The organism is Kosakonia cowanii JCM 10956 = DSM 18146, assembly GCF_001975225.1.
Classification (GTDB): domain Bacteria; phylum Pseudomonadota; class Gammaproteobacteria; order Enterobacterales; family Enterobacteriaceae; genus Kosakonia; species Kosakonia cowanii.
In genome coordinates this window covers 3,173,182-3,192,090 of record NZ_CP019445.1, presented here as the reverse complement: position 1 = coordinate 3,192,090, position 18,909 = coordinate 3,173,182, and the positions used below count along the sequence as shown (strand labels likewise).

The 18,909-nt window shown below is 58.7% G+C and carries 17 protein-coding genes; 7 read left to right on the top strand and 10 right to left on the bottom strand.

Annotation, left to right across the window (positions count from 1 at the left end):
- Nucleotides 1–2: 2 nt before the first annotated feature.
- From astB to astC, 4 genes are read right to left on the bottom strand one after another with little or no spacing between them, the layout of a single operon-like run.
- Nucleotides 3–1,328, bottom strand: a complete 1,326-nt coding sequence (astB, locus tag BWI95_RS15055) for an N-succinylarginine dihydrolase (RefSeq protein ID WP_076769741.1) — start codon at nucleotides 1,326–1,328, stop codon at nucleotides 3–5.
- Nucleotides 1,325–2,803, bottom strand: a complete 1,479-nt coding sequence (astD, locus tag BWI95_RS15050) for a succinylglutamate-semialdehyde dehydrogenase (protein WP_076769740.1) — start codon at nucleotides 2,801–2,803, stop codon at nucleotides 1,325–1,327. Before astD ends, astB begins: the two co-directional genes overlap by 4 nt.
- A complete protein-coding gene (gene astA / locus BWI95_RS15045) occupies nucleotides 2,800–3,849 on the bottom strand; it encodes an arginine N-succinyltransferase (protein WP_076769739.1) in 1,050 nt (349 codons plus the stop codon). The genes astD and astA overlap by 4 nt, the downstream gene beginning before the upstream one ends.
- Nucleotides 3,846–5,066, bottom strand: coding sequence for a succinylornithine/acetylornithine transaminase (astC, locus tag BWI95_RS15040; protein ID WP_054802889.1), 1,221 nt, complete (start codon nucleotides 5,064–5,066; stop codon nucleotides 3,846–3,848). Before astC ends, astA begins: the two co-directional genes overlap by 4 nt.
- 433 nt (nucleotides 5,067–5,499) lie before the next feature.
- On the opposite strand from astC, the gene xthA reads away from it, so the two are divergent.
- Together xthA and BWI95_RS15030 are read left to right on the top strand one after the other, a co-directional pair.
- Nucleotides 5,500–6,306: an exodeoxyribonuclease III gene (xthA, locus tag BWI95_RS15035; protein WP_076769738.1), complete on the top strand. Its 807-nt coding sequence runs from the start codon at nucleotides 5,500–5,502 to the stop codon at nucleotides 6,304–6,306.
- Nucleotides 6,306–6,725 (top strand): pyrimidine (deoxy)nucleoside triphosphate diphosphatase, encoded by a 420-nt coding sequence (locus BWI95_RS15030; RefSeq protein WP_054802890.1) that lies wholly within the window; start codon nucleotides 6,306–6,308, stop codon nucleotides 6,723–6,725. The genes xthA and BWI95_RS15030 overlap by 1 nt, the downstream gene beginning before the upstream one ends.
- Here the strand turns inward: BWI95_RS15030 and BWI95_RS15025 are convergent.
- Complete coding sequence (locus BWI95_RS15025) at nucleotides 6,691–6,978, bottom strand: DUF1496 domain-containing protein (RefSeq protein ID WP_042713116.1); 288 nt, start codon at nucleotides 6,976–6,978, stop codon at nucleotides 6,691–6,693. The genes BWI95_RS15030 and BWI95_RS15025 overlap by 35 nt on opposite strands.
- Before the next feature lie 236 nt (nucleotides 6,979–7,214).
- Between BWI95_RS15025 and gdhA the strand changes: the two genes are divergently transcribed.
- Nucleotides 7,215–8,558, top strand: a complete 1,344-nt coding sequence (gdhA, locus tag BWI95_RS15020) for an NADP-specific glutamate dehydrogenase (protein WP_054802891.1) — start codon at nucleotides 7,215–7,217, stop codon at nucleotides 8,556–8,558.
- 452 nt (nucleotides 8,559–9,010) lie between these two features.
- Here the strand turns inward: gdhA and BWI95_RS15015 are convergent, their stop codons facing one another.
- Nucleotides 9,011–10,948 (bottom strand): DNA topoisomerase III, encoded by a 1,938-nt coding sequence (locus tag BWI95_RS15015; protein WP_076769737.1) that lies wholly within the window; start codon nucleotides 10,946–10,948, stop codon nucleotides 9,011–9,013.
- 4 nt (nucleotides 10,949–10,952) lie between these two features.
- A complete protein-coding gene (gene selD / locus BWI95_RS15010) occupies nucleotides 10,953–11,996 on the bottom strand; it encodes a selenide, water dikinase SelD (RefSeq protein WP_076769736.1) in 1,044 nt (347 codons plus the stop codon).
- A 263-nt stretch (nucleotides 11,997–12,259) separates the two neighbouring features.
- On the opposite strand from selD, the gene phoC reads away from it, so the two are divergent.
- Complete coding sequence (gene phoC, locus BWI95_RS15005) at nucleotides 12,260–13,006, top strand: acid phosphatase PhoC (protein WP_076769735.1); 747 nt, start codon at nucleotides 12,260–12,262, stop codon at nucleotides 13,004–13,006.
- A gap of 98 nt (nucleotides 13,007–13,104) precedes the next feature.
- On the opposite strand, the gene BWI95_RS15000 is transcribed toward phoC, so the two are convergent.
- Entirely contained in the window at nucleotides 13,105–13,656 is a 552-nt protein-coding gene (locus BWI95_RS15000) for an NAD(P)H nitroreductase (protein ID WP_054802893.1), read from the bottom strand.
- 162 nt (nucleotides 13,657–13,818) lie between these two features.
- Between BWI95_RS15000 and sppA the strand changes: the two genes are divergently transcribed.
- From sppA to pncA, 3 genes are all read left to right on the top strand, one after another.
- On the top strand, nucleotides 13,819–15,672 hold the full coding sequence (gene sppA, locus BWI95_RS14995) for a signal peptide peptidase SppA (protein WP_076769734.1): 1,854 nt from the start codon (nucleotides 13,819–13,821) through the stop codon (nucleotides 15,670–15,672).
- Nucleotides 15,673–15,734: 62 nt separating this feature from the next.
- Nucleotides 15,735–16,751 (top strand): asparaginase, encoded by a 1,017-nt coding sequence (gene ansA / locus BWI95_RS14990; protein ID WP_023481446.1) that lies wholly within the window; start codon nucleotides 15,735–15,737, stop codon nucleotides 16,749–16,751.
- Between the two features lie 10 nt (nucleotides 16,752–16,761).
- Nucleotides 16,762–17,403 carry a bifunctional nicotinamidase/pyrazinamidase gene (gene pncA / locus BWI95_RS14985; RefSeq protein WP_054802894.1) on the top strand — a complete coding sequence of 214 codons (642 nt, stop codon included), beginning with the start codon at nucleotides 16,762–16,764 and terminating at the stop codon, nucleotides 17,401–17,403.
- A 531-nt stretch (nucleotides 17,404–17,934) separates the two neighbouring features.
- Here pncA and BWI95_RS14980 read toward each other — a convergent pair.
- Entirely contained in the window at nucleotides 17,935–18,210 is a 276-nt protein-coding gene (locus BWI95_RS14980; protein WP_023481791.1) for a YeaC family protein, read from the bottom strand.
- A gap of 38 nt (nucleotides 18,211–18,248) precedes the next feature.
- On the bottom strand, nucleotides 18,249–18,662 hold the full coding sequence (gene msrB / locus BWI95_RS14975) for a peptide-methionine (R)-S-oxide reductase MsrB (RefSeq protein ID WP_054802950.1): 414 nt from the start codon (nucleotides 18,660–18,662) through the stop codon (nucleotides 18,249–18,251).
- Between the last annotated feature and the right edge of the window lie 247 nt (nucleotides 18,663–18,909).

Below are 18,909 nucleotides of genomic sequence, written 5' to 3'. Positions count from 1 at the left end.
GCTTAACGCTGAAAAGGATAAACCGACCCGAGATCCAACAGTTGAGTGAGGCGATCCAGCGCTTCTCGCCCTTCGCGCAACAGCTGCGGATCGGCTAAATCGGCCTGCGTCAGACGGTCGCGATAGTATTTGTCTACCCACGCATTGAGCGCAGCAAACAGCCTATCGTTCATCATCACCGCCGGGTTGACCGCCCGCTGCTCCGCCTCGCTCAACACCACCCGCAAACGCAGGCAGGCTGGCCCGCCACCGTTCGCCATACTTTCGCGCAGATCGAAGACCTTAAGGGCGCTAATCGGGTTATCCTGCGCCAGCAGGTCGTTGAGGTAACACCAGACGCCTGCATGCTCCTGCGACTCCTGCGGCAACACCAGCGTCATGCGCCCATCATCATGGCTCAATAATTGACTATTAAACAGGTAAGTTGCCACTGCGTCTGTGACCGATACCGCCTGTTGCGGCACTTCGATCGCCATAAAGCCCGGCACTTTTGCCGCAAGCTCTGCCAGCAGTTGAGGCTGCCCGGCAAACGCCTGCTCGTGGCAGAAAAGCAGCTGGCGGTTGGAGACCGCAATCACATCATTATGGAACACGCCCAGATCGATAACTTCCGGGTTTTGCTGAGCATAGACCACCTGATGCGCACGCACCTGGTTGAGGCGGGCCACCGCCTGGCTTGCCTCCAGCGTCTGGCGCGCCGGATAACGCCCGGGAGCCAGTTCGTTGCCCTCCTCGCGGCCATACACAAAGAGCTGCACCCCCGCATCGCCATACTCGCCGCCGAAGCGGTTATGGTTAGCGGCCCCCTCGTCACCAAAACGTGCCACCTGCGGCAACGCGCCGTGTACGCTGAAGGTGTGTGGATCGCGGAAAATCGCCCGCAGCAGCGCTTCGGTGGTCGGCGCTTCGATTGAGCGGTGGAATTTGTTGTTCAGGTTCGCCACCGTCAGGTGGACTTTGCCATCCTCGGCATCTGCCGACGGGCAAACGGTGGCGGCATTCGCCACCCACATCGCTGAAGCGGAGCTGGCGGCAGAGAGCAGTTCCGGCGCCTGGGTTGCGGCTTTTTCAACGACCTGCTCATCGCTACCGCGAAAACCTAACTGGCGTAATGCAGCAACGTTCGGGCGCTCGTGAGGGGGAATGACCGCCTGCAGAAATCCGGCGTCCGCCAGCGCTTTCATCTTTAAAAGCCCCTGCTTTGCCGCCAGCTTTGGGTTGGATCGCTGAAAACGGTGTTTAGTCGAGGCTTCATTACCGAAGGATAAACCCGCGTAGTGGTGTGTCAGCCCGACCAGGCCATCAAAGTTCACTTCACGCGCGCTCATGGCTGCTCCTCACGCAAATGGCTAAGGCCCGGGCTGAGGCTTTGCGGGAGAGTGAGATCCGCCGTCTCAAGGCTCGCCATTGGCCAGGCGCAGTAATCCGCCGCATACCAGGCGCTGGCGCGATGGTTGCCGGACGCACCAACACCGCCAAACGGCGCAGTACTCGCCGCACCGGTTAACGGTTTATTCCAGTTAACGATCCCGGCGCGCGCCTCCAGCAGCAGGCGATCGAACTTCTCCCGCTGCGGCGAAACCAGGCCGCAGGCGAGGCCATAACGCGTGTTGTTCGCAAGCGTAATCGCATCATCAAAATCGTCATAGCGCCAGACGCAGAGCAGCGGGCCAAACACCTCTTCATCAGGCACGTTGCCCACCGCGGTCATCTCAATAATGCCCGGCGTCAGCAGAGAGGTGCCCGCCGCCAGCAGACGCGGAGCCAGTAACGTTTTGCCACCGCGCGCTTCATGCTCCTGCCAGGCGTGATAGACCTGCTCCGCCGCCTGGGGTGAGATCAGCCCGCCGAAAAAGGGCTGCGGCTCGGCATCCCAGGCAGCCGGTATCAGCTTGCTGGCGACCTCCACCAGCCGCTTCAGGAAGGTGTCGCCCGCCGCTGAGCGCTTCACCAGCAGCCGCCGCGCGCAGGTGCAGCGCTGGCCGGCGGTAACAAAGGCGGACTGGATCGCCAGGTGCACCGCGGCATCAATATCATCAGGATCTTCAACAATCAGCGGGTTATTGCCGCCCATCTCCAGCGCGAGGATCTTCTCTGGCTGACCCGCCAGCTGGCGATGCAGCTGATAGCCGGTATTAGCACTGCCGGTAAACAGCAGCCCATCCAGCCCAGGCAGCGCGCTCAGCGCCTGGCCAGTTTCCCGCCCGCCCTGCAATAAGTTAAGCACACCAGCCGGTAAGCCAGCCTGCTGCCACAGTTTCACCACCGCCTCGCCAATCCACGGCGTCAGTTCGCTCGGTTTAAACAGCAGCGTATTGCCCGCCAGCAGTGCCGGGATGATATGCCCGTTCGGCAGGTGGCCGGGGAAGTTGTAGGGGCCAAACACCGCCAGCACGCCGTGCGGGCGATGACGCAGGGTTGCCGCGCCGTCTGCCATTTCCGTATGCTGTTCGCCGGTGCGCGTGTGATACGCCTTTACCGAGATCGCCGCTTTGTTAATCATCGCGGTGATTTCGGTGACGGCTTCCCAGCGCGGTTTGCCGGTTTCGCGGGCGATGATCGTTGTCAGCTCTTCTTTATTACTCTCCAGCAGCGCGGCAAATTTCTCCACGATCGCCTGGCGGGCGCTAAAGGGCTGGCGCGCCCAGGCGGGGAAAGCGGCGCGCGCGGCCTCGTAAGCCGCTTCGACCTGGACGCTATCCGCATCGAAGCCCTGCCACAGCACGTCGTGGCTCACCGGGTTGGTTTTCTCCCGCCGTGCGCCCTGGCCCTTTATCCACTCACCGTTGATCCATAAACTCATTGCGCTCTCTCCTCACCACTCTTCTCTTCCGCACACAGGCGCACCAACCGGACGCTATCGCCGGGCTGACACTTCAGCGCATCCAGCTCGCCCGCTGACAGCAGTAGCCGTTCCGTCTGCGGGTCAACATTGATCAGCATCGCGCGAAAATCGTCATAGCGCTCATTCGACACCATGCAGGCCGGCCACTCGCCCGGTGCGCGTTGCCCTTCACCAACCGCCACCAGCCGGCTTTTGCGGATCGCCCGCACGCGGTCGATATCGCACTCCAGCGTCGGCCCGCCATCAAAGATGTCGACATAGTTGCGGTAGCGGAACCCCTCTTTCTCCAGCACCGCGCGCGCAGGCGCGGTCTGCGGATGGACGTGACCAATCACCGACTGCGCCTCTTCCGTGAGGAAGTGGGTATAGATCGGGTGTTTCGGCATTAGCTCGGCGATAAAGGCTTTCTGCCCGGTGCCGCAGAGATAATCCGCGCGGCTGAACTCCATCGAGAAGAAGCGCTTACCAACGCTCTCCCAGAAGGGGGAGTAGCCGTGCTCATCAATCACCCCGCGCATTTCGGCAACCACTTTCTCATTGAAGCGATCGCGAAACGCCGCCATAAACATAAAGCGCGATTTCGACAACAGGTAGCCGTTGCCCGCTTTGCGCCAGGCGGGGTCGAGAAACAGGGTGCAAAGCTCGCTGCTGCCGGTGTGATCGTTACTGAGAAACAGCGTCGGCAGCGCGTTGTAGACATTCAGCTCTTTCGAGGCGTGCACCTGAGTGCCGACGCGGTAGTTGTACCACGGGTCGTTAAGCCCGACGGCGACCTCAATGGCGCAGATGCCGCCCACTTCGCCGCTCTGGGTATCTTCCAGCACAAAGACATAGCCCTGCTCGCCCTTCGGCAGCGTGCCTTGCCAGGTCTGGCGGGCGCGCTCAATACGCACCGCCAGGGTTGCCTCATCGGCGGGCAGGGACGTTAAACCGCCGCCGGTTTTGCCAGCGAGTTTCATCAGGGCTGAGAGATCGCTTGCTGCGACCGGACGAATCACCATCATGTTGTGCTCTCCGAGAGGAATTTTTCACAGGCGCGGGCAAAGCGCTCAAGGCCGATGCGCACCTCCTCTTCGCTGATGTTCAGCGCCGGGGCGAAACGCAGCACGTTGCCACCGGCAATCAGCACCATTACCCCTTCCGCTGCCGCCAGCTGGGAGATCTGCTTCGCTTTACCGCTGAAGGCGGGCACTAGCTGGCAGCCGATTAACAGCCCAAGGCCGCGAATATCGCTGAACAGCAGGTGGCGGGCGTTGATGGCGTTAAGCTGTTCGGTGAACCACTCGTGGCGCTGTTTCACGCCGTTGAGCATTTGTGGGGTGTTGACGGTATCAAGCAGCGCGCCTGCCACCGCGCCCGCCAGCGGGTTACCGCCATAGGTGGTGCCGTGGGTGCCGACATTCATCACCTTGCCGAAGGTTTCGGTAGTGAGCATCGCGCCAATCGGGAAGCCGCCGCCGAGCGCTTTTGCGGTGGTTAACACATCCGGCGTCACGCCATAGTGCATATAGGCATAGAGTTCGCCGGTGCGGCCGACGCCGGTCTGCACTTCATCAAAAATCAGCAGTGCATTGTGGCGGGAGCAGATCTCGCGCAGCCCCTGTAAAAAGGCTGGATCGGCAGGCACTACGCCGCCCTCACCCTGCATCGGCTCAACAATCACCGCGCAGGTGTCGTCGTTAATCAGGGCGCTGGCAGAGGCGAGATCGTTAAAGGTGGCATGCTGGATCTGCGGCGGCAGCGGCGCAAAATCCTGCGAATAGGCGGGCTGACCACCGGCGCTGACGGTAAAGAGCGTGCGACCGTGGAAGGCATTTTTGAAGGCGACAATGCCGCTCTTCTGCGCGCCAAAGGTGTCGTGGGCATATTTACGCGCCAGTTTCAGCGCCGCTTCGTTGGCTTCCGCTCCGGAGTTACAAAAGAAGATCCGGTCGGCGAAGGTGGCATCAATCAGCCGTTTTGCCAGCCGCAGCGCCGGCTCGTTGGTGTAGCCATTTCCGGTATGCCAGAACTTCGCCGCCTGCTCGCTTAATGCTTTGCACAGCACCGGGTTAGCGTGGCCCAGCGCGTTAACCGCAATGCCACCAGCGAAGTCGATATACTCCGTGCCCTGCTGATCCCACAGACGTGAGCCCTCGCCGCGAACCGGGATAAACGGCGCAGGCGCATAGACCGGCAGCATCCATTGATCGAAATTTTCACGCGTAACAGACAGAGACATAGCGACCTCACCGGTAAAGAAATGGTTGAATAAATGTTAATAAAAATGACGTTTTCGCCCTTAATGTAGATTGCACGCTTCGTGCCAGCCAGAGGGAAAAATGCATAAACGGTGTACAAGAACGTTATTTCAATAACTTACAACCGAGCGCTATTCACTTATCATGCATAAAAAGTGAATAATTTTAGATATTGCGGCCAACCATGGCGGGATTTAGCGATAGTTTATGCATTTATAAAATTTAATTCTGGAACTGTGACTCTCCTCGAAATTAATTCTGCCGGAACGCCCCATTTTGGCGCAGCGCGCCCTGAAAAGAGGCAACTGGCCTGATTTTTGCGCAGGCGCGATGGGCTTCGGAATAAGTGGCAGTGATTGAAAGTAAACTCTGATAACATTCCTGCATCTTTTACTCCCTTAAGTGGCTGCGACTATGAAATTTGTCTCGTTCAATATCAACGGCCTGCGCGCCAGACCCCACCAGCTTCAGGCAATCGTCGAACAACACCAGCCCGATGTGATCGGGTTGCAGGAGACGAAAGTCCATGACGATATGTTCCCCCTCGAAGAGGTGGCACGTCTCGGTTACAACGTCTTCTATCACGGGCAAAAGGGTCACTACGGCGTGGCGCTGCTGACCAAAGAGACGCCTGTAATGGTGCGTCGAGGCTTCCCGGACGACGACGAAGAGGCACAGCGCCGCATCATCATGGCGGAGATCCCCTCCCCGCTCGGCAACATCACCGTTATCAATGGCTACTTCCCGCAGGGGGAAAGCCGCGACCATCCGACCAAGTTCCCGGCAAAAGAGAAGTTCTACCGGGATCTGCAACACTTCCTCGATAACGAACTGAAGCGCGAGAACCCGGTGCTGATTATGGGGGATATGAATATCAGCCCGACGGATCTGGATATCGGCATCGGGGAAGAGAGCCGTAAACGCTGGCTGCGTACCGGCAAATGCTCCTTCCTGCCGGAAGAGCGTGAGTGGATGGAACGCCTGAAAAACTGGGGGCTGGTGGATACCTACCGCGAAGCCAACCCGGACACCACGGATCGTTTCTCATGGTTTGATTACCGCTCAAGAGGCTTTGATGATAACCGCGGGCTGCGTATCGATCTGCTGATGGCGAGCCAGCCGCTGGCGGAGCGCTGCATTGAGACCGGCATCGATTACGATATCCGCGGCATGGAAAAACCCTCTGACCATGCACCGGTCTGGGCGACGTTCAAACTCTGATGACGCAGACGCTAAAAAGCATCGACGTGGTCGCCGCCATCATTGAGCGCGACGGCCATATTCTGCTCGCGCAACGCCCGCCGCACGCGGATCAACCCGGTTTATGGGAGTTCGCAGGCGGCAAAGTGGAAGCGGGTGAAACGCAGCCGCAGGCGCTGGTGCGCGAGCTGCGTGAAGAGTTGGGTATCGAGGCGGTTCCGGCGCGCTTTGTTGCCAGCCACCAGCGCGAAGTCTCCGGGCGGCTGATTACGCTTCACGCCTGGCACGTGCACACCTTTGCAGGCGAGCCAACGCGCCATTATCACAGTGAGCTTGCGTGGGTGACACCCGCCGACGCGCTCACCTATGCGCTGGCTCCGGCGGATATCCCCCTACTGGAGGCGTTCAGGGTTTTACACGACGCCACACCAGCGGATTAGTGGAAATCGTGCGCTCATCGCGCTGGCACTGCAGCAGCACCCCTTCCATTTTGATCACCGACCCTTCGCTGTAATTTTGATTGCCGTAGACACAGCACTGCATGCAGGGCTGTGTCGTTTGCGTCTGCCCGCCGCTGCTGAATACTTCAGCCGGCACATTCACTTCCACACCCGGCGACGGGTAGCGATCCGCCAGCGCGCTGCCCGATGCGATCAGCAACAACGCGGCGGCAACGCCTGTAAATCGGCTCATAGCCTCTCCTTTTTGATTGACTGCACTTATTACTATAACGGATCTATTTTCCGGGACTTTAGTTTCCCGCTTCATCGTTTTTCATTATGACCGTAAACAGGTTCTTAATTTATCTGATGAGCGAGATTTTCCCTTGCGGCGTGGCCTGTCGCCGATGTTATAGTCGAAAAGCGCCCGTTTTTTGCGCATTGCAAACACAACAACACTCATCAACATAATAAGAGACGCTTATATCTATGGATCAGACCCCCTCTCTTGCAACATTCCTCAACGCTGTTCATCAACGCGATCCGCACCAGCCGGAGTTCTCCCAGGCCGTTCGTGAAGTGATGAGTACCCTCTGGCCCTTTCTCGAGGCCAACCCGCGCTACCGTCAGCTTTCGCTGCTTGAACGTCTGGTTGAGCCGGAGCGCGTGATTCAGTTCCGTGTCGCCTGGGTAGACGATCGCAACCAGGTGCAGGTTAACCGCGCATGGCGCGTGCAGTTCAGCTCCGCTATCGGCCCCTATAAAGGCGGCATGCGTTTTCACCCCTCGGTAAACTTATCGATCCTCAAGTTCCTCGGCTTCGAACAGACCTTCAAAAATGCCCTCACCACCCTCCCGATGGGCGGCGGTAAAGGCGGCAGTGATTTCAATCCTAAAGGCAAAAGTGACGGCGAAGTGATGCGCTTCTGCCAGGCGCTGATCACCGAGCTGTATCGCCACCTTGGCGCAGACACCGATGTGCCTGCCGGCGATATCGGCGTAGGCGGGCGTGAAGTGGGCTTTATGGCCGGGATGATGAAAAAGCTCTCCAACAACACCGCCTGCGTCTTTACCGGAAAAGGCCTCTCGTTTGGCGGCAGCCTGATCCGCCCGGAAGCGACCGGTTACGGCCTGGTCTATTTCACCCAGGCGATGCTGGAGCGCCATGGCCTTGGCTTCGAAGGGATGCGCGTGGCGGTTTCCGGCTCCGGTAACGTTGCCCAGTATGCGATTGAGAAAGCGATGTCGCTCGGCGCGCGCGTGATTACCGCCTCTGACTCTGCGGGAACGGTGGTTGACGAAGCGGGCTTCACGGCGGAAAAACTGGCGCGCCTGTGCGAGATCAAGGCGAGCCGCGACGGCCGGGTAGCCGATTACGCGCGGGAGTTTGGCCTGACTTATCTGGAAGGGAAACAGCCGTGGTCAGTGCCGGTCGACATCGCGCTGCCCTGCGCCACGCAGAATGAGCTGGACGTTGAAGCCGCGCAGACGCTTATCGCCAACGGTGTCAAAGCCGTGGCCGAAGGGGCCAATATGCCGACCACCATCGAAGCGACGGATCTTTTCCTCGACGCAGGCGTGCTGTTTGCCCCAGGCAAAGCGGCGAATGCTGGCGGCGTGGCAACTTCCGGTCTGGAGATGGCGCAGAATGCAGGCCGCATCAGTTGGAAAGCCGAAGAGGTGGATGCCCGTTTGCAGCACATCATGCTGGATATTCACCAGGCCTGCGTGGAGTACGGCGGTGAAGAGAAGCAAACGCATTACGTACGCGGCGCGAATATCGCGGGCTTTGTTAAAGTCGCCGACGCGATGATCGCCCAGGGAGTGATTTAACCGCAGCGCATTGCCGGATGGCGGCATAAACGCCTTATCCGGCCTACAGGTTAGCATGCCGTTGTAGGCCCGATAAGCGCAGCGCCATCGGGCAATTTGCAGACCCGGTGCAGAGTGCCGTATGGCAACGTACGGGTTAGCACGCTTTTGTAGGCCTGATAAGCGCAGCGCCATCAGGCAGGTTTTCGGGCCCGGTGCGGAGTGCCGGATGGCGGCGTACGGGTTAGCACGCTTTTGTAGGCCTGATAAGCGCAGCGCCATCAGGCAATTTGCAGACCCGGTGCAGAGTACCGTATGGCAGCGTACGGGTTAGCACGCTTTTGTAGGCCTGATAAGCGCAGCGCCATCAGGCAGGTTTTCGGGCCCGGTGCGGAGTGCCGGATGGCGGCGTACGGGTTAGCATGCTTTTGTAGGCCCGATAAGCGCAGCGCCATCGGGCATTGCTGACGGGATTACGAGGCAGGCGCTTCCGCCGCGGGCGGGCGTTTCTTACTGCGTCCTTTGGCGAAGGATTTTTTCTTATCGCCGCCGGGTGCCACCAGGCCGCGGAACTGCCGTACCGGGGTGCTGCGCGCCTGGTGGATCAGCTCATGCAACGTGCCGACCAGCGGCTGCATAAAGTCCTGGTAGCGACACTCCTTTTCGCTGATCTGCGTCAGCACCGACTCCCAGTGCGCAGTCATATCGGGTCGCGCCGCCATCTCCGGCAGCGAGTGGATCAATGCCCTTCCTGCGTCGGAAGAGTGAATATAGCGCCCTTTTTTCACCAGAAAGCCGCGCTTAAACAGCAGTTCGATAATACCCGCACGCGTCGCTTCGGTGCCTAATCCATCGGTGGCGCGCAGGATCTTTTTCAGATCCTTATCCTGCACAAAGCGCGCAATACCGGTCATCGCAGAGAGCAGCGTCGCATCGGTGAAGTGGCGCGGCGGCTGCGTCTGGCGCGCCACCACTTCGCCCTTTTCACACAACAGCTCATCGCCCTTTGCTACCACCGGCAGCGGCGTGCCGTCATCATCTTCATCGCGCTCTTTCGCGCCAAGCAGCGTCCGCCACCCCGCTTCCGCCAGGAAACGCGCTTTGGCGATAAACTTGCCGTTGGCGATATCGAGATCGATCTGGCACTTGCGGAACACCGCATCCGGGCAGAACTGCATCAGATATTGCCGCGCAATCAGGTTGTAGACTTTGGCCTCGTTATCGCTGAGGCTCACCTTCGAGCTGCGCGCGGTCGGAATGATCGCATGGTGAGCATCCACCTTTTTGTCATCCCAGCAGCGGTTGCGCGTATCGGGGTTAACCACCGGCTGCGGCAGCAGATCGGCGGCATGCACGCCAATCGCGTTCAGCACCGCATGGCGACCGGCAAAGTGCTCCTCCGGCAAATAGCGGCTGTCGGAGCGCGGATAGGTAATTAATTTGTGGGTTTCATACAGCTTCTGGCAGGTATCGAGCACGTTCTGCGCGCTCAGGCCAAAACGCTTCGCCGCCTCAATCTGCAGTGATGAGAGGGAGAACGGCAGCGGTGCCAGTTCTGATTCCCGTTTATCGTTATAGGCAGTGACCATCGCCGGTTGACCGCTGATGCGGTTAACTACGTGCTCCGCCAGCGCGCGATGCAGCAGACGTCCCTCTTCATCCTGGTAAGGCTCACAGGCATCGCTCGGCTGCCAGAGGGCGGTAAACCGCTCCCCGGCGGGGGTCACAATATGCGCTTTCACTTCAAAAAAATCTTTCGAGACGAAGTTCTCAATCTCTTCATCGCGCCGCACCACCAGCCCCAGCACCGGGGTCTGGACGCGCCCAACGGAGAGCACCCCCTGATAGCCGGCGTTGCGGCCTAAAAGCGTATAGGCGCGGGTCATATTAATGCCGTAAAGCCAGTCTGCGCGGGCGCGGGCCAGCGCCGAGACGCAGAGCGGAATAAACTCGCTGTTGGCACGCAGCCGCCCAATCGCTCTCTCCACCGCCTGCGGGTTGAGATCGTTAATCAGGCAGCGCTGCACATGCTGGCGCTTTTCCGCGGGCAGTTGCAGGTAGTCAATCACCTCATCCACCAGCAGTTGCCCTTCGCGATCCGGGTCACCGGCATGCACCACTTCGTCGGCGTCGGCAAGCAGACGCTTAATAACGTTGATCTGCTTAAGCACCGAGGGGCGCGGCTGCAGCTGCCACTTCTCCGGCACAATGGGCAAATCCGCCAGGTTCCAGCGCGCATAGCGGCTGTCATAGACATCCGGCTGCGCCTGCTCCAGCAGGTGACCGATACACCAGGTCACCACCTGGCCATTACCGCACTCAATGTAGCCGTCGCCTTTGCGATGCGGCTTCGGCAACACATCGGCAATGGCGCGCGCCAGACTGGGCTTTTCGGCAATAAATAACCGCATCGACTTATCGGATCTCAATCATCGGGCGACCGCCGCGGGCGGTGACCAGTTCGCCAATGGCGCTCAGTTCGATGCCATACTCCGCCGCCGTGGCTTTCACCTGCGCTTCGGCATCCGGCGTCACCGCCAGCAGCAGACCGCCGGAGGTTTGCGGATCGCACAACAGATTGCGCACGGCATCCGGCATCTCGCCCATCAGGTGGCCGTAGCTGGCAAAGTTACGCTGCGTGCCGCCCGGCACCGCGCCCTGGGCAATATACTCCTCCACGCCTGGCAGCTTCGGCACGTCGGCGTAGGTAAGTTGCGCCTGCACGCCCGCGCCCTGGCACATCTCGCTCAAGTGTCCCAGCAGACCAAAGCCGGTGACGTCGGTCATCGCTTTCACACCCTCAATATCGGCAAACGCCGCACCGGCGAGGTTCATCCGGCACATCACCTCCGTCGCCAGCCCAACATGCTCCGGCTTAAGCAGGGATTTCTTCTCAGCGGTGGTCAACACGCCAATACCCAGCGGTTTGGTGAGGAAGAGTTTGCAGCCCGCCTGCGCGGTGCTGTTCTTCTTCACGCGCTCGGTCGGCACTACGCCGGTGACGGCAAGGCCAAAAATCGGCTCCGGGGCATCGATCGAGTGGCCACCGGCCAGCGCAATGCCCGCCTGCTGACAGGCAAAACGCCCGCCTTCGATCACTTCACGAGCAACCTCCGGGGGCAGCTTATCAAGCGGCCAGCCGAGGATAGCGATAGCCATGATCGGTTTGCCGCCCATCGCGAAGACGTCGCTGATGGCGTTTGTTGCGGCGATGCGGCCAAAGTCGAAGGGGTTATTGACAATCGGCATAAAAAAGTCAGTAGTGCTGATAACGCAGGTGCCATTACCAAGGTCGTAAACCGCGGCGTCGTCACGCGTCTCGTTGCCGACCAGAAGGTTGGGATCGAGGAACTTCGCCTGCTCGCTGTGCAAGATGGTATCCAGCACTTTGGGGGAAATTTTACATCCGCAACCGGCTCCGTGGCTGTATTGCGTTAAACGAATAGCTTGCTCGCTCATGGACATCTCCTGTCATTGCAATGGCGCTATGGTAGCGCCCAAACCGTAAGGTAGTAAGTGTGACAATCCGATTTCGCGCCCCGTTGCTCATTAAGCGAGCGAAAGAGTGATAATTGCTGATTATATTTTAAGCGTTCACACCGCAGCAAAACGGTGCAGGAGCGGTTTTGCGATTCACCGCAATGTTATTTCGCGCAGATTATGACAGAAATATGACAACAGCCACCTATGGCTGTTGCAGTCAAAAATCTAAGGAATCTCTAATGAAAAAAAGACTTATCACCCTTTGCCTTGCGGGTTTACTTTCTGCCAACGCCTTTGCTCTTGTACCAACGGGAAATGATGCCACCACCAAACCGGATCTCTACTACCTGAAAAACGACCAGGCAATTGATAGCCTGGCGCTGCTGCCGCCACCGCCGGAAGTGGGCAGCATCGCTTTTCTCAACGATCAGGCGATGTATGAGCAGGGGCGTTTACTGCGCAATACCGAGCGCGGCAAGCTTGCCGCTGAAGACGCCAACCTGAGCAGCGGCGGCGTGGCCAACGCCTTCTCCGGCGCGTTCGGTTCACCGATCACCGAAAAAGATGCGCCGCAGCTGCACAAGCTGCTGACCAATATGATTGAAGATGCGGGCGATCTGGCCACACGCGGCGCTAAACAGAAGTACATGCGCATTCGTCCTTTCGCCTTCTACAACGTGCCAACCTGCAATACCAAAGATCAGGATGAGCTGTCGAAGAATGGATCCTACCCGTCAGGCCATACGGCGATTGGCTGGGCCACGGCGCTGGTGCTGGCGGAAGTCAATCCGCAGCGACAGAATGAGATCCTCAAGCGCGGCTTCGACCTGGGCCAAAGCCGGGTGATTTGTGGTTACCACTGGCAGAGCGACGTTGACGCCGCGCGCGTTGTCGGCTCGGCGGTTGTCGCCACCCTGCACACCAATCCGGCGTTCCAGCAGCAGTTGCAAAAAGCCAAAGAGGAGTTTGCAGCGAGTCATAAGTAACCCTGCTGCCGGATGACGGCAGCGTTTAATCTGGCCTGCAAACCTGCGTGGTGGCCCAGGCCGGATTAGCGTTTATCGCCATCCGGCGCAAGCGGCACTCAGAAGTGGGTAACGAACGGCGTATGATCCGGCACGGTCACCGTGGTAGAGGCTTTCAACTGCGGGGTACCGAGGTAGAGGAAGCCGACAATCTGATCCAGTTCACCACAGTTAAACGCCTGGCGAACCTCGGGGCTGTTGGTCAGCGGGCCGGTACGCCAGATGCCGTTAAAGCCCTGCGCCAGCGCCGCCATCTGCATCGCCATCACCGCACACCCCGCGGAGAGCAGCTGCTCCCACTGCGGCACTTTGTGGTGCGCCTGACACTTTGCCACCACGGTGATAATCATCGGTGCACGAAACGGCGAGGTACGCGCTTTCTCAATGCCTTTTTCATCCTGGCACGCGGCACGCGCCGCCTGCTCCATCGTCTGGCTGAAGCGCTCGCGCCCTTCCCCCTCAATCACAAAGAAGTGCCACGGTTGCAGTGTGCCGTGGTCTGGCGCTCGCATGCCAGCGCGCAGAATGTTATCCAGCTGTTCACCTGCCGGAGCCGGTTCTGCCAGGCGAGAAGCACTGCGTCGGTTGACGAGAAGTTCAAGTGCGTCCATTAGTTAACCTCTTGTTGTGAAATTTGTTCATAAAATTAACATGGGCGTAGAAATTGTTACAGCGCCGGAGGCGATTCCTGCTGACAAGAGGCAGCGGGATAATTAGGATAACCACACTTTGCCGCTCGGGCAGCGGTGGCCGTTAACTCGCAGGGAGAATACATGCAAACCCTTTGGCGCATTATTGCCGGATTTTTTAAGTGGTGCTGGCGATTGCTGAACTTTACCCGCAACCTGGTGATGAACGTTATCTTCATCGTGTTGATATTAGTGGCAGTCGGCGTATGGATGCAGGTCAGCGACAGCAAAGCGGAACGCAGCGGGCGCGGCGCGCTGCTGCTGGATATCTCCGGCGTGGTGGTTGATAAAACCTCCGCCAGCGGTCGCCTCGGCGCACTGGGTCGCCAGCTGTTCGGTGCCAGCTCCGATCGTCTGCAGGAGAACTCACTCTTCGATATCGTCGAAACTATCCGTCAGGCACAGCAGGATCGCAACATTACCGGCATTGTGCTCGATCTGAAGAATTTCGCCGGTGCCGATCAGCCCTCGATGCAGTACATCGGTAAAGCGCTGCGCGAATTCCGCGACAGCGGGAAACCGGTCTATGCGGTGGGCGATAATTACAGCCAGGGTCAGTACTACCTTGCAAGCTTTGCCAATAAGATCTGGCTCTCGCCGCAGGGCGTGGTCGATCTGCATGGTTTCGCTACCAACGGCCTTTATTACAAAGCGCTGCTCGACAAACTGAAAGTGACGACCCACGTCTTCCGCGTCGGCACTTACAAATCCGCCGTTGAGCCGTTCATTCGCGACGATATGTCCCCTGCCGCGCGCGAAGCGGACAGCCGCTGGATCGGCGAGCTGTGGCAGAACTACCTCAACACCGTGGCGGCTAACCGCCAGATCACCGCCCAGCAGGTCTTCCCTGGCGCGCAAGCGATGCTCGACGGCCTGCGTAAAGTGGACGGCGATACGGCGAAATATGCGCTCGATAACAAGCTGGTTGATGAGCTGGGCTCTGCCGCTGACGCAGAAAAAGCGATGGTGAAACAGTTTGGCTGGAGCAAGGAAGATAAAAACTTCCGCGCCATCAGCTTCTATGACTATCAAACCAAAACGCCGGCCGATGTAGGCGGCACTGTGGCGGTGATCTTCGCTAACGGCGCCATCATGGATGGCGAAGAGACCCCGGGGAATGTGGGCGGTGATACTACCGCGGCGCAGATCCGCGACGCGCGTCTGGATGACAAGGTCAAAGCGATTGTCCTGCGTGTCAACAGCCCCGGCGGCAGCGTCAGCGCCTCCGAGGTGATCCGCGCTGAACTGGCCGCTGCCCGTGCGGCAGGCAAACCGGTTGTCGTTTCGATGGGCGGCATGGCAGCCTCCGGTGGGTACTGGATCTCGACACCAGCCAACTACATTGTTGCCAACCCGAGCACCCTGACCGGCTCCATCGGCATCTTTGGCGTGATCAATACGCTGGAGAACAGCCTCGACAGCATCGGTGTGCATACGGATGGCGTTGCCACTTCGCCGCTGGCGGATGTGAGCATGACCAAAGCGCTGCCTGATGAAGTTCAGCAAATGATGCAGTTGAGCATCGAGAATGGCTATAAGCGCTTTATCACGCTGGTGGCGAAGTCGCGCAACAGCACGCCGGAGCAGGTGGATAAAATCGCACAGGGCCACGTCTGGACCGGTCAGGATGCGAAAAATAACGGCCTGGTCGATGCACTGGGCGACTTCGATGACGCGATTGCTAAAGCCGCAGAGCTGGCGAAGCTGAAACAGTGGCATGTTGATTACTACGAAGAGGAGCTAGGCTTACTGGACCGCGTGGTGGACAGCATGACCGGCTCGGTGCGCGCAATGCTGCCACAGGCGCTGCAGGCTTACCTGCCGGCACCGCTGGCAAGCGCAGCGCAGGAAGTGAAAGCCGAAACGGATAAACTGGCGGTATTTAACGATCCGCAGAACCGTTATGCGCTGTGCCTGAACTGCGCCACCGTTCGCTAATTTTTCCTTACGCATCCCCTCCGCTGGAGGGGATTTTTTGATTCAGTCAGAACCTACTTACCATGCAAAAAAAATCCATTTACGTAGCCTACACGGGCGGCACCATCGGCATGCAGCGTTCAGAGCATGGCTATGTGCCGGTTTCCGGTCATCTGCAGCGCCAGCTGGCGCTGATGCCAGAGTTCCATCGTCCGGAGATGCCCGACTTCACCATCCATGAATATGCCCCGCTGATGGACTCCTCCGATATGACGCCGGAAGACTGGCAGCATATTGCGGATGATGTGAAAGCGCACTACGACGAGTATGACGGTTTCGTGATCCTGCACGGCACCGACACCATGGCCTACACCGCGTCCGCCCTGTCGTTTATGCTTGAAAACCTCGGCAAGCCGGTAATTGTGACAGGGTCACAAATCCCGCTGGCGGAACTGCGCTCCGACGGGCAGATCAACCTGCTTAACGCGCTCTATGTGGCGGCGAACTTCCCGATTAATGAAGTGACCCTCTTTTTCAACAACCGTCTCTATCGTGGCAACCGCACCACTAAAGCCCACGCTGACGGTTTTGATGCTTTTGCCTCACCGAACCTCTCGCCGCTGCTGGAAGCAGGTATCCACATTCGCCGTCTCGGCACGCCGCCTGCGCCGAGCACCGTGGGCGAACTGATCGTTCATCCGATCACCCCGCAACCGATTGGCGTTGTGACCATCTACCCGGGTATTTCTGCCGATGTGGTGCGTAACTTCCTGCTGCAGCCGGTAAAAGCGCTGATCCTGCGTTCATACGGCGTAGGCAACGCGCCGCAAAACCGCGAGTTCCTTAAGGCGCTGCAGGAAGCGAGCGAGCGCGGCATCGTGGTTGTGAACCTGACCCAGTGCATGTCCGGCAAGGTCAATATGGGTGGTTACGCTACCGGTAACGCCCTCGCCCATGCAGGCGTGATTGGCGGCGCGGACATGACGGTCGAGGCGACGCTGACTAAACTGCACTATCTGTTAAGTCAGGATCTGGACGCGAATGCGATCCGCACCGCGATGACGCAAAACCTGCGCGGTGAACTGACGCCGGACGAGTAAGGAGTTAACGATGAAAGCACGCGCTCTGCTGCTGGTCGATCTGCAAAACGATTTTTGTGCCGGTGGCGCGCTGGCCGTTGCGGGCGGCGACAGCACTGTGGATGTGGCAAACACGCTGATCCCGTGGTTTAAAAGCCGCGGCGAACCGGTGCTGACCAGCATGGACTGGCATCCGGCGAATCACGGCAGTTTCGCCAGCCAGCACGGCGTTGAGCCGTTTGTTACTGGCGAGCTGGAGGGATTGGCGCAGACTTTCTGGCCCGATCACTGTGTGCAAGGGAGCGAGGGCGCGGCGCTGCATCCGCTGCTCGATCAGCAGGGCATCGATGCGGTGTTCCACAAAGGGGAAAATCCGCTTATCGACAGCTACAGCGCCTTTTTCGATAACGGCCACCGTCAGCAGACGGCGCTTCACGACTGGTTGCAGGCGCATGGCGTTCGCGAGCTGGTGGTGATGGGCTTAGCCACCGATTATTGCGTGAAGTTTACGGTGCAGGATGCGCTACAGCTTGGGTATGAAGTAAGTGTGATTACCGACGGTTGTCGTGGCGTAAACCTGCATGCCGACGACAGCACGCAGGCGTTTATGGCAATGGCAAGCGGCGGCGCAACGCTCTATACGCTGGCGGACTGGCTGGAAACGCGCGGGTAAGTGTTGCTGATTCCCGCGCACTGCCTGATGGCGGCTGCGCCTTATCAGGCCTACAAAATCATGTCACTCCGTAGGCCGGATAAGGCGTTTACGCCGCCATCCGGCAATCCGCTTCGGAGCCCAAAACCTGCCTGATGGCGCGACGCTTATCAGGCTTACAAAAGCGTACCACTCCGTAGGCCGGATAAGGCGTTTACGCCGCCATCCGGCACTCTGCACCGGGTTCGAAAACCTGCCTGATGGCGCTGCGCTTATCAGTCCTGCAAAAGCATGACACCCCGTAGGCCGGATAAGGCGTTTACGCCGCCATCCGGCACTCTGCTCCGGGTCCGAAGACCTGCCTGATGGCGCTGCGCTTATCAGGCGTACAAAAGCGTGCCACTCCGTAGGCCGGATAAGGCGTTTATGCCGCCATCCGGCAATCCGCTTCGGAGCCCATAACTTGCCTGATGGCGCTACGCTTATCAGGCCTACAAAAGCATGACACTCCGTAGGCCGGATAAGGCGTTTACGCCGCCATCCGGCACATCGTCAGGATTTGAAGGTGGCGATCGGTTTGGGGGTGATGCCAAACTCCTCTTTCAGCTGCTGTTTGCTCTTCATCACCATCTGCCCGTTGGTATCGATGGTCATATGCTGCGCCTGCACGTTATTGCGCGCCTGCCACAACATCACCAGTTGCAGACTGTTCTCTTTCTGCTCCGGCGTCAGCGCCACGCCGTCGGGCCATTTTCCCAGCTCAACTGCCGTCGCCAGACGCTGGTAAATCTCCGGCGTCATATTGCTCACGATCTCATCAATATTCATCTTACTCTGCTCTCTGGAATAATAGCTGAATCGATTTTTCAACCGCGGGTCTGGTCGCCATTCTCTTCATCGGTAAAGCTCAACGACGCGGAGTTGACGCAATAACGCTCACCTGTCGGCTGTGGGCCGTCCGGGAAAACGTGCCCCAGGTGTGCATCGCACTTACCGCAGCGGATTTCAACGCGCTGCATGCCGTGGGAGTAATCATTGATATAACGAATTGCCTCTTCGCTCACCGGCTCGTAGAAGCTCGGCCAGCCGCAGCCAGAATCATACTTGGTCTCGGCGCTAAAGAGCGCGGCATCGCACACCAGGCAGTGGTAGACGCCATCGCGCTTGTTGTGCAGCAGGCGTCCGCTAAAGGGCGGCTCGGTGCCATGATTTTGCGTTACGTAGAACTGCATTTCGGTCAGATCGTTTTTCAGATCGTCCTGGGAGGAATTGTTCGCCATTTGTTTACATCTCGCGGTCATGATTCGACAACTTATCAGCCTGATTCTAACAAAACATTAACACTCAGGGCTCGACTTTTGTTCTAAACTTAGCAGTTGCGATAAAGCAGCCAGGGAATTGTGATGAGTCTCACAATTTTATCTTTAGTGACCTTTAAAATCTTGGGCGGCACCCCATATGGGGAAGATGCTCAAAGGGAAAGTGAGATTAATCAGTCTGACCACGGACATGCGGATGATTGATTTG

Excerpts from the sequence above, each read along its gene's own strand:
- astB (WP_076769741.1), bottom strand. The coding sequence starts at position 1,328 with ATGAGCGCGCGTGAAGTGAACTTTGATGGCCTGGTCGGGCTGACACAC.
- astD (WP_076769740.1), bottom strand. The coding sequence starts at position 2,803 with ATGAGTTTATGGATCAACGGTGAGTGGATAAAGGGCCAGGGCGCACGG.
- astA (WP_076769739.1), bottom strand. The coding sequence starts at position 3,849 with ATGATGGTGATTCGTCCGGTCGCAGCAAGCGATCTCTCAGCCCTGATG.
- astC (WP_054802889.1), bottom strand. The coding sequence starts at position 5,066 with ATGTCTCTGTCTGTTACGCGTGAAAATTTCGATCAATGGATGCTGCCG.
- xthA (WP_076769738.1), top strand. The coding sequence starts at position 5,500 with ATGAAATTTGTCTCGTTCAATATCAACGGCCTGCGCGCCAGACCCCAC.
- BWI95_RS15030 (WP_054802890.1), top strand. The coding sequence starts at position 6,306 with ATGACGCAGACGCTAAAAAGCATCGACGTGGTCGCCGCCATCATTGAG.
- BWI95_RS15025 (WP_042713116.1), bottom strand. The coding sequence starts at position 6,978 with ATGAGCCGATTTACAGGCGTTGCCGCCGCGTTGTTGCTGATCGCATCG.
- gdhA (WP_054802891.1), top strand. The coding sequence starts at position 7,215 with ATGGATCAGACCCCCTCTCTTGCAACATTCCTCAACGCTGTTCATCAA.
- BWI95_RS15015 (WP_076769737.1), bottom strand. The coding sequence starts at position 10,948 with ATGCGGTTATTTATTGCCGAAAAGCCCAGTCTGGCGCGCGCCATTGCC.
- selD (WP_076769736.1), bottom strand. The coding sequence starts at position 11,996 with ATGAGCGAGCAAGCTATTCGTTTAACGCAATACAGCCACGGAGCCGGT.
- phoC (WP_076769735.1), top strand. The coding sequence starts at position 12,260 with ATGAAAAAAAGACTTATCACCCTTTGCCTTGCGGGTTTACTTTCTGCC.
- BWI95_RS15000 (WP_054802893.1), bottom strand. The coding sequence starts at position 13,656 with ATGGACGCACTTGAACTTCTCGTCAACCGACGCAGTGCTTCTCGCCTG.
- sppA (WP_076769734.1), top strand. The coding sequence starts at position 13,819 with ATGCAAACCCTTTGGCGCATTATTGCCGGATTTTTTAAGTGGTGCTGG.
- ansA (WP_023481446.1), top strand. The coding sequence starts at position 15,735 with ATGCAAAAAAAATCCATTTACGTAGCCTACACGGGCGGCACCATCGGC.
- pncA (WP_054802894.1), top strand. The coding sequence starts at position 16,762 with ATGAAAGCACGCGCTCTGCTGCTGGTCGATCTGCAAAACGATTTTTGT.
- BWI95_RS14980 (WP_023481791.1), bottom strand. The coding sequence starts at position 18,210 with ATGAATATTGATGAGATCGTGAGCAATATGACGCCGGAGATTTACCAG.
- msrB (WP_054802950.1), bottom strand. The coding sequence starts at position 18,662 with ATGGCGAACAATTCCTCCCAGGACGATCTGAAAAACGATCTGACCGAA.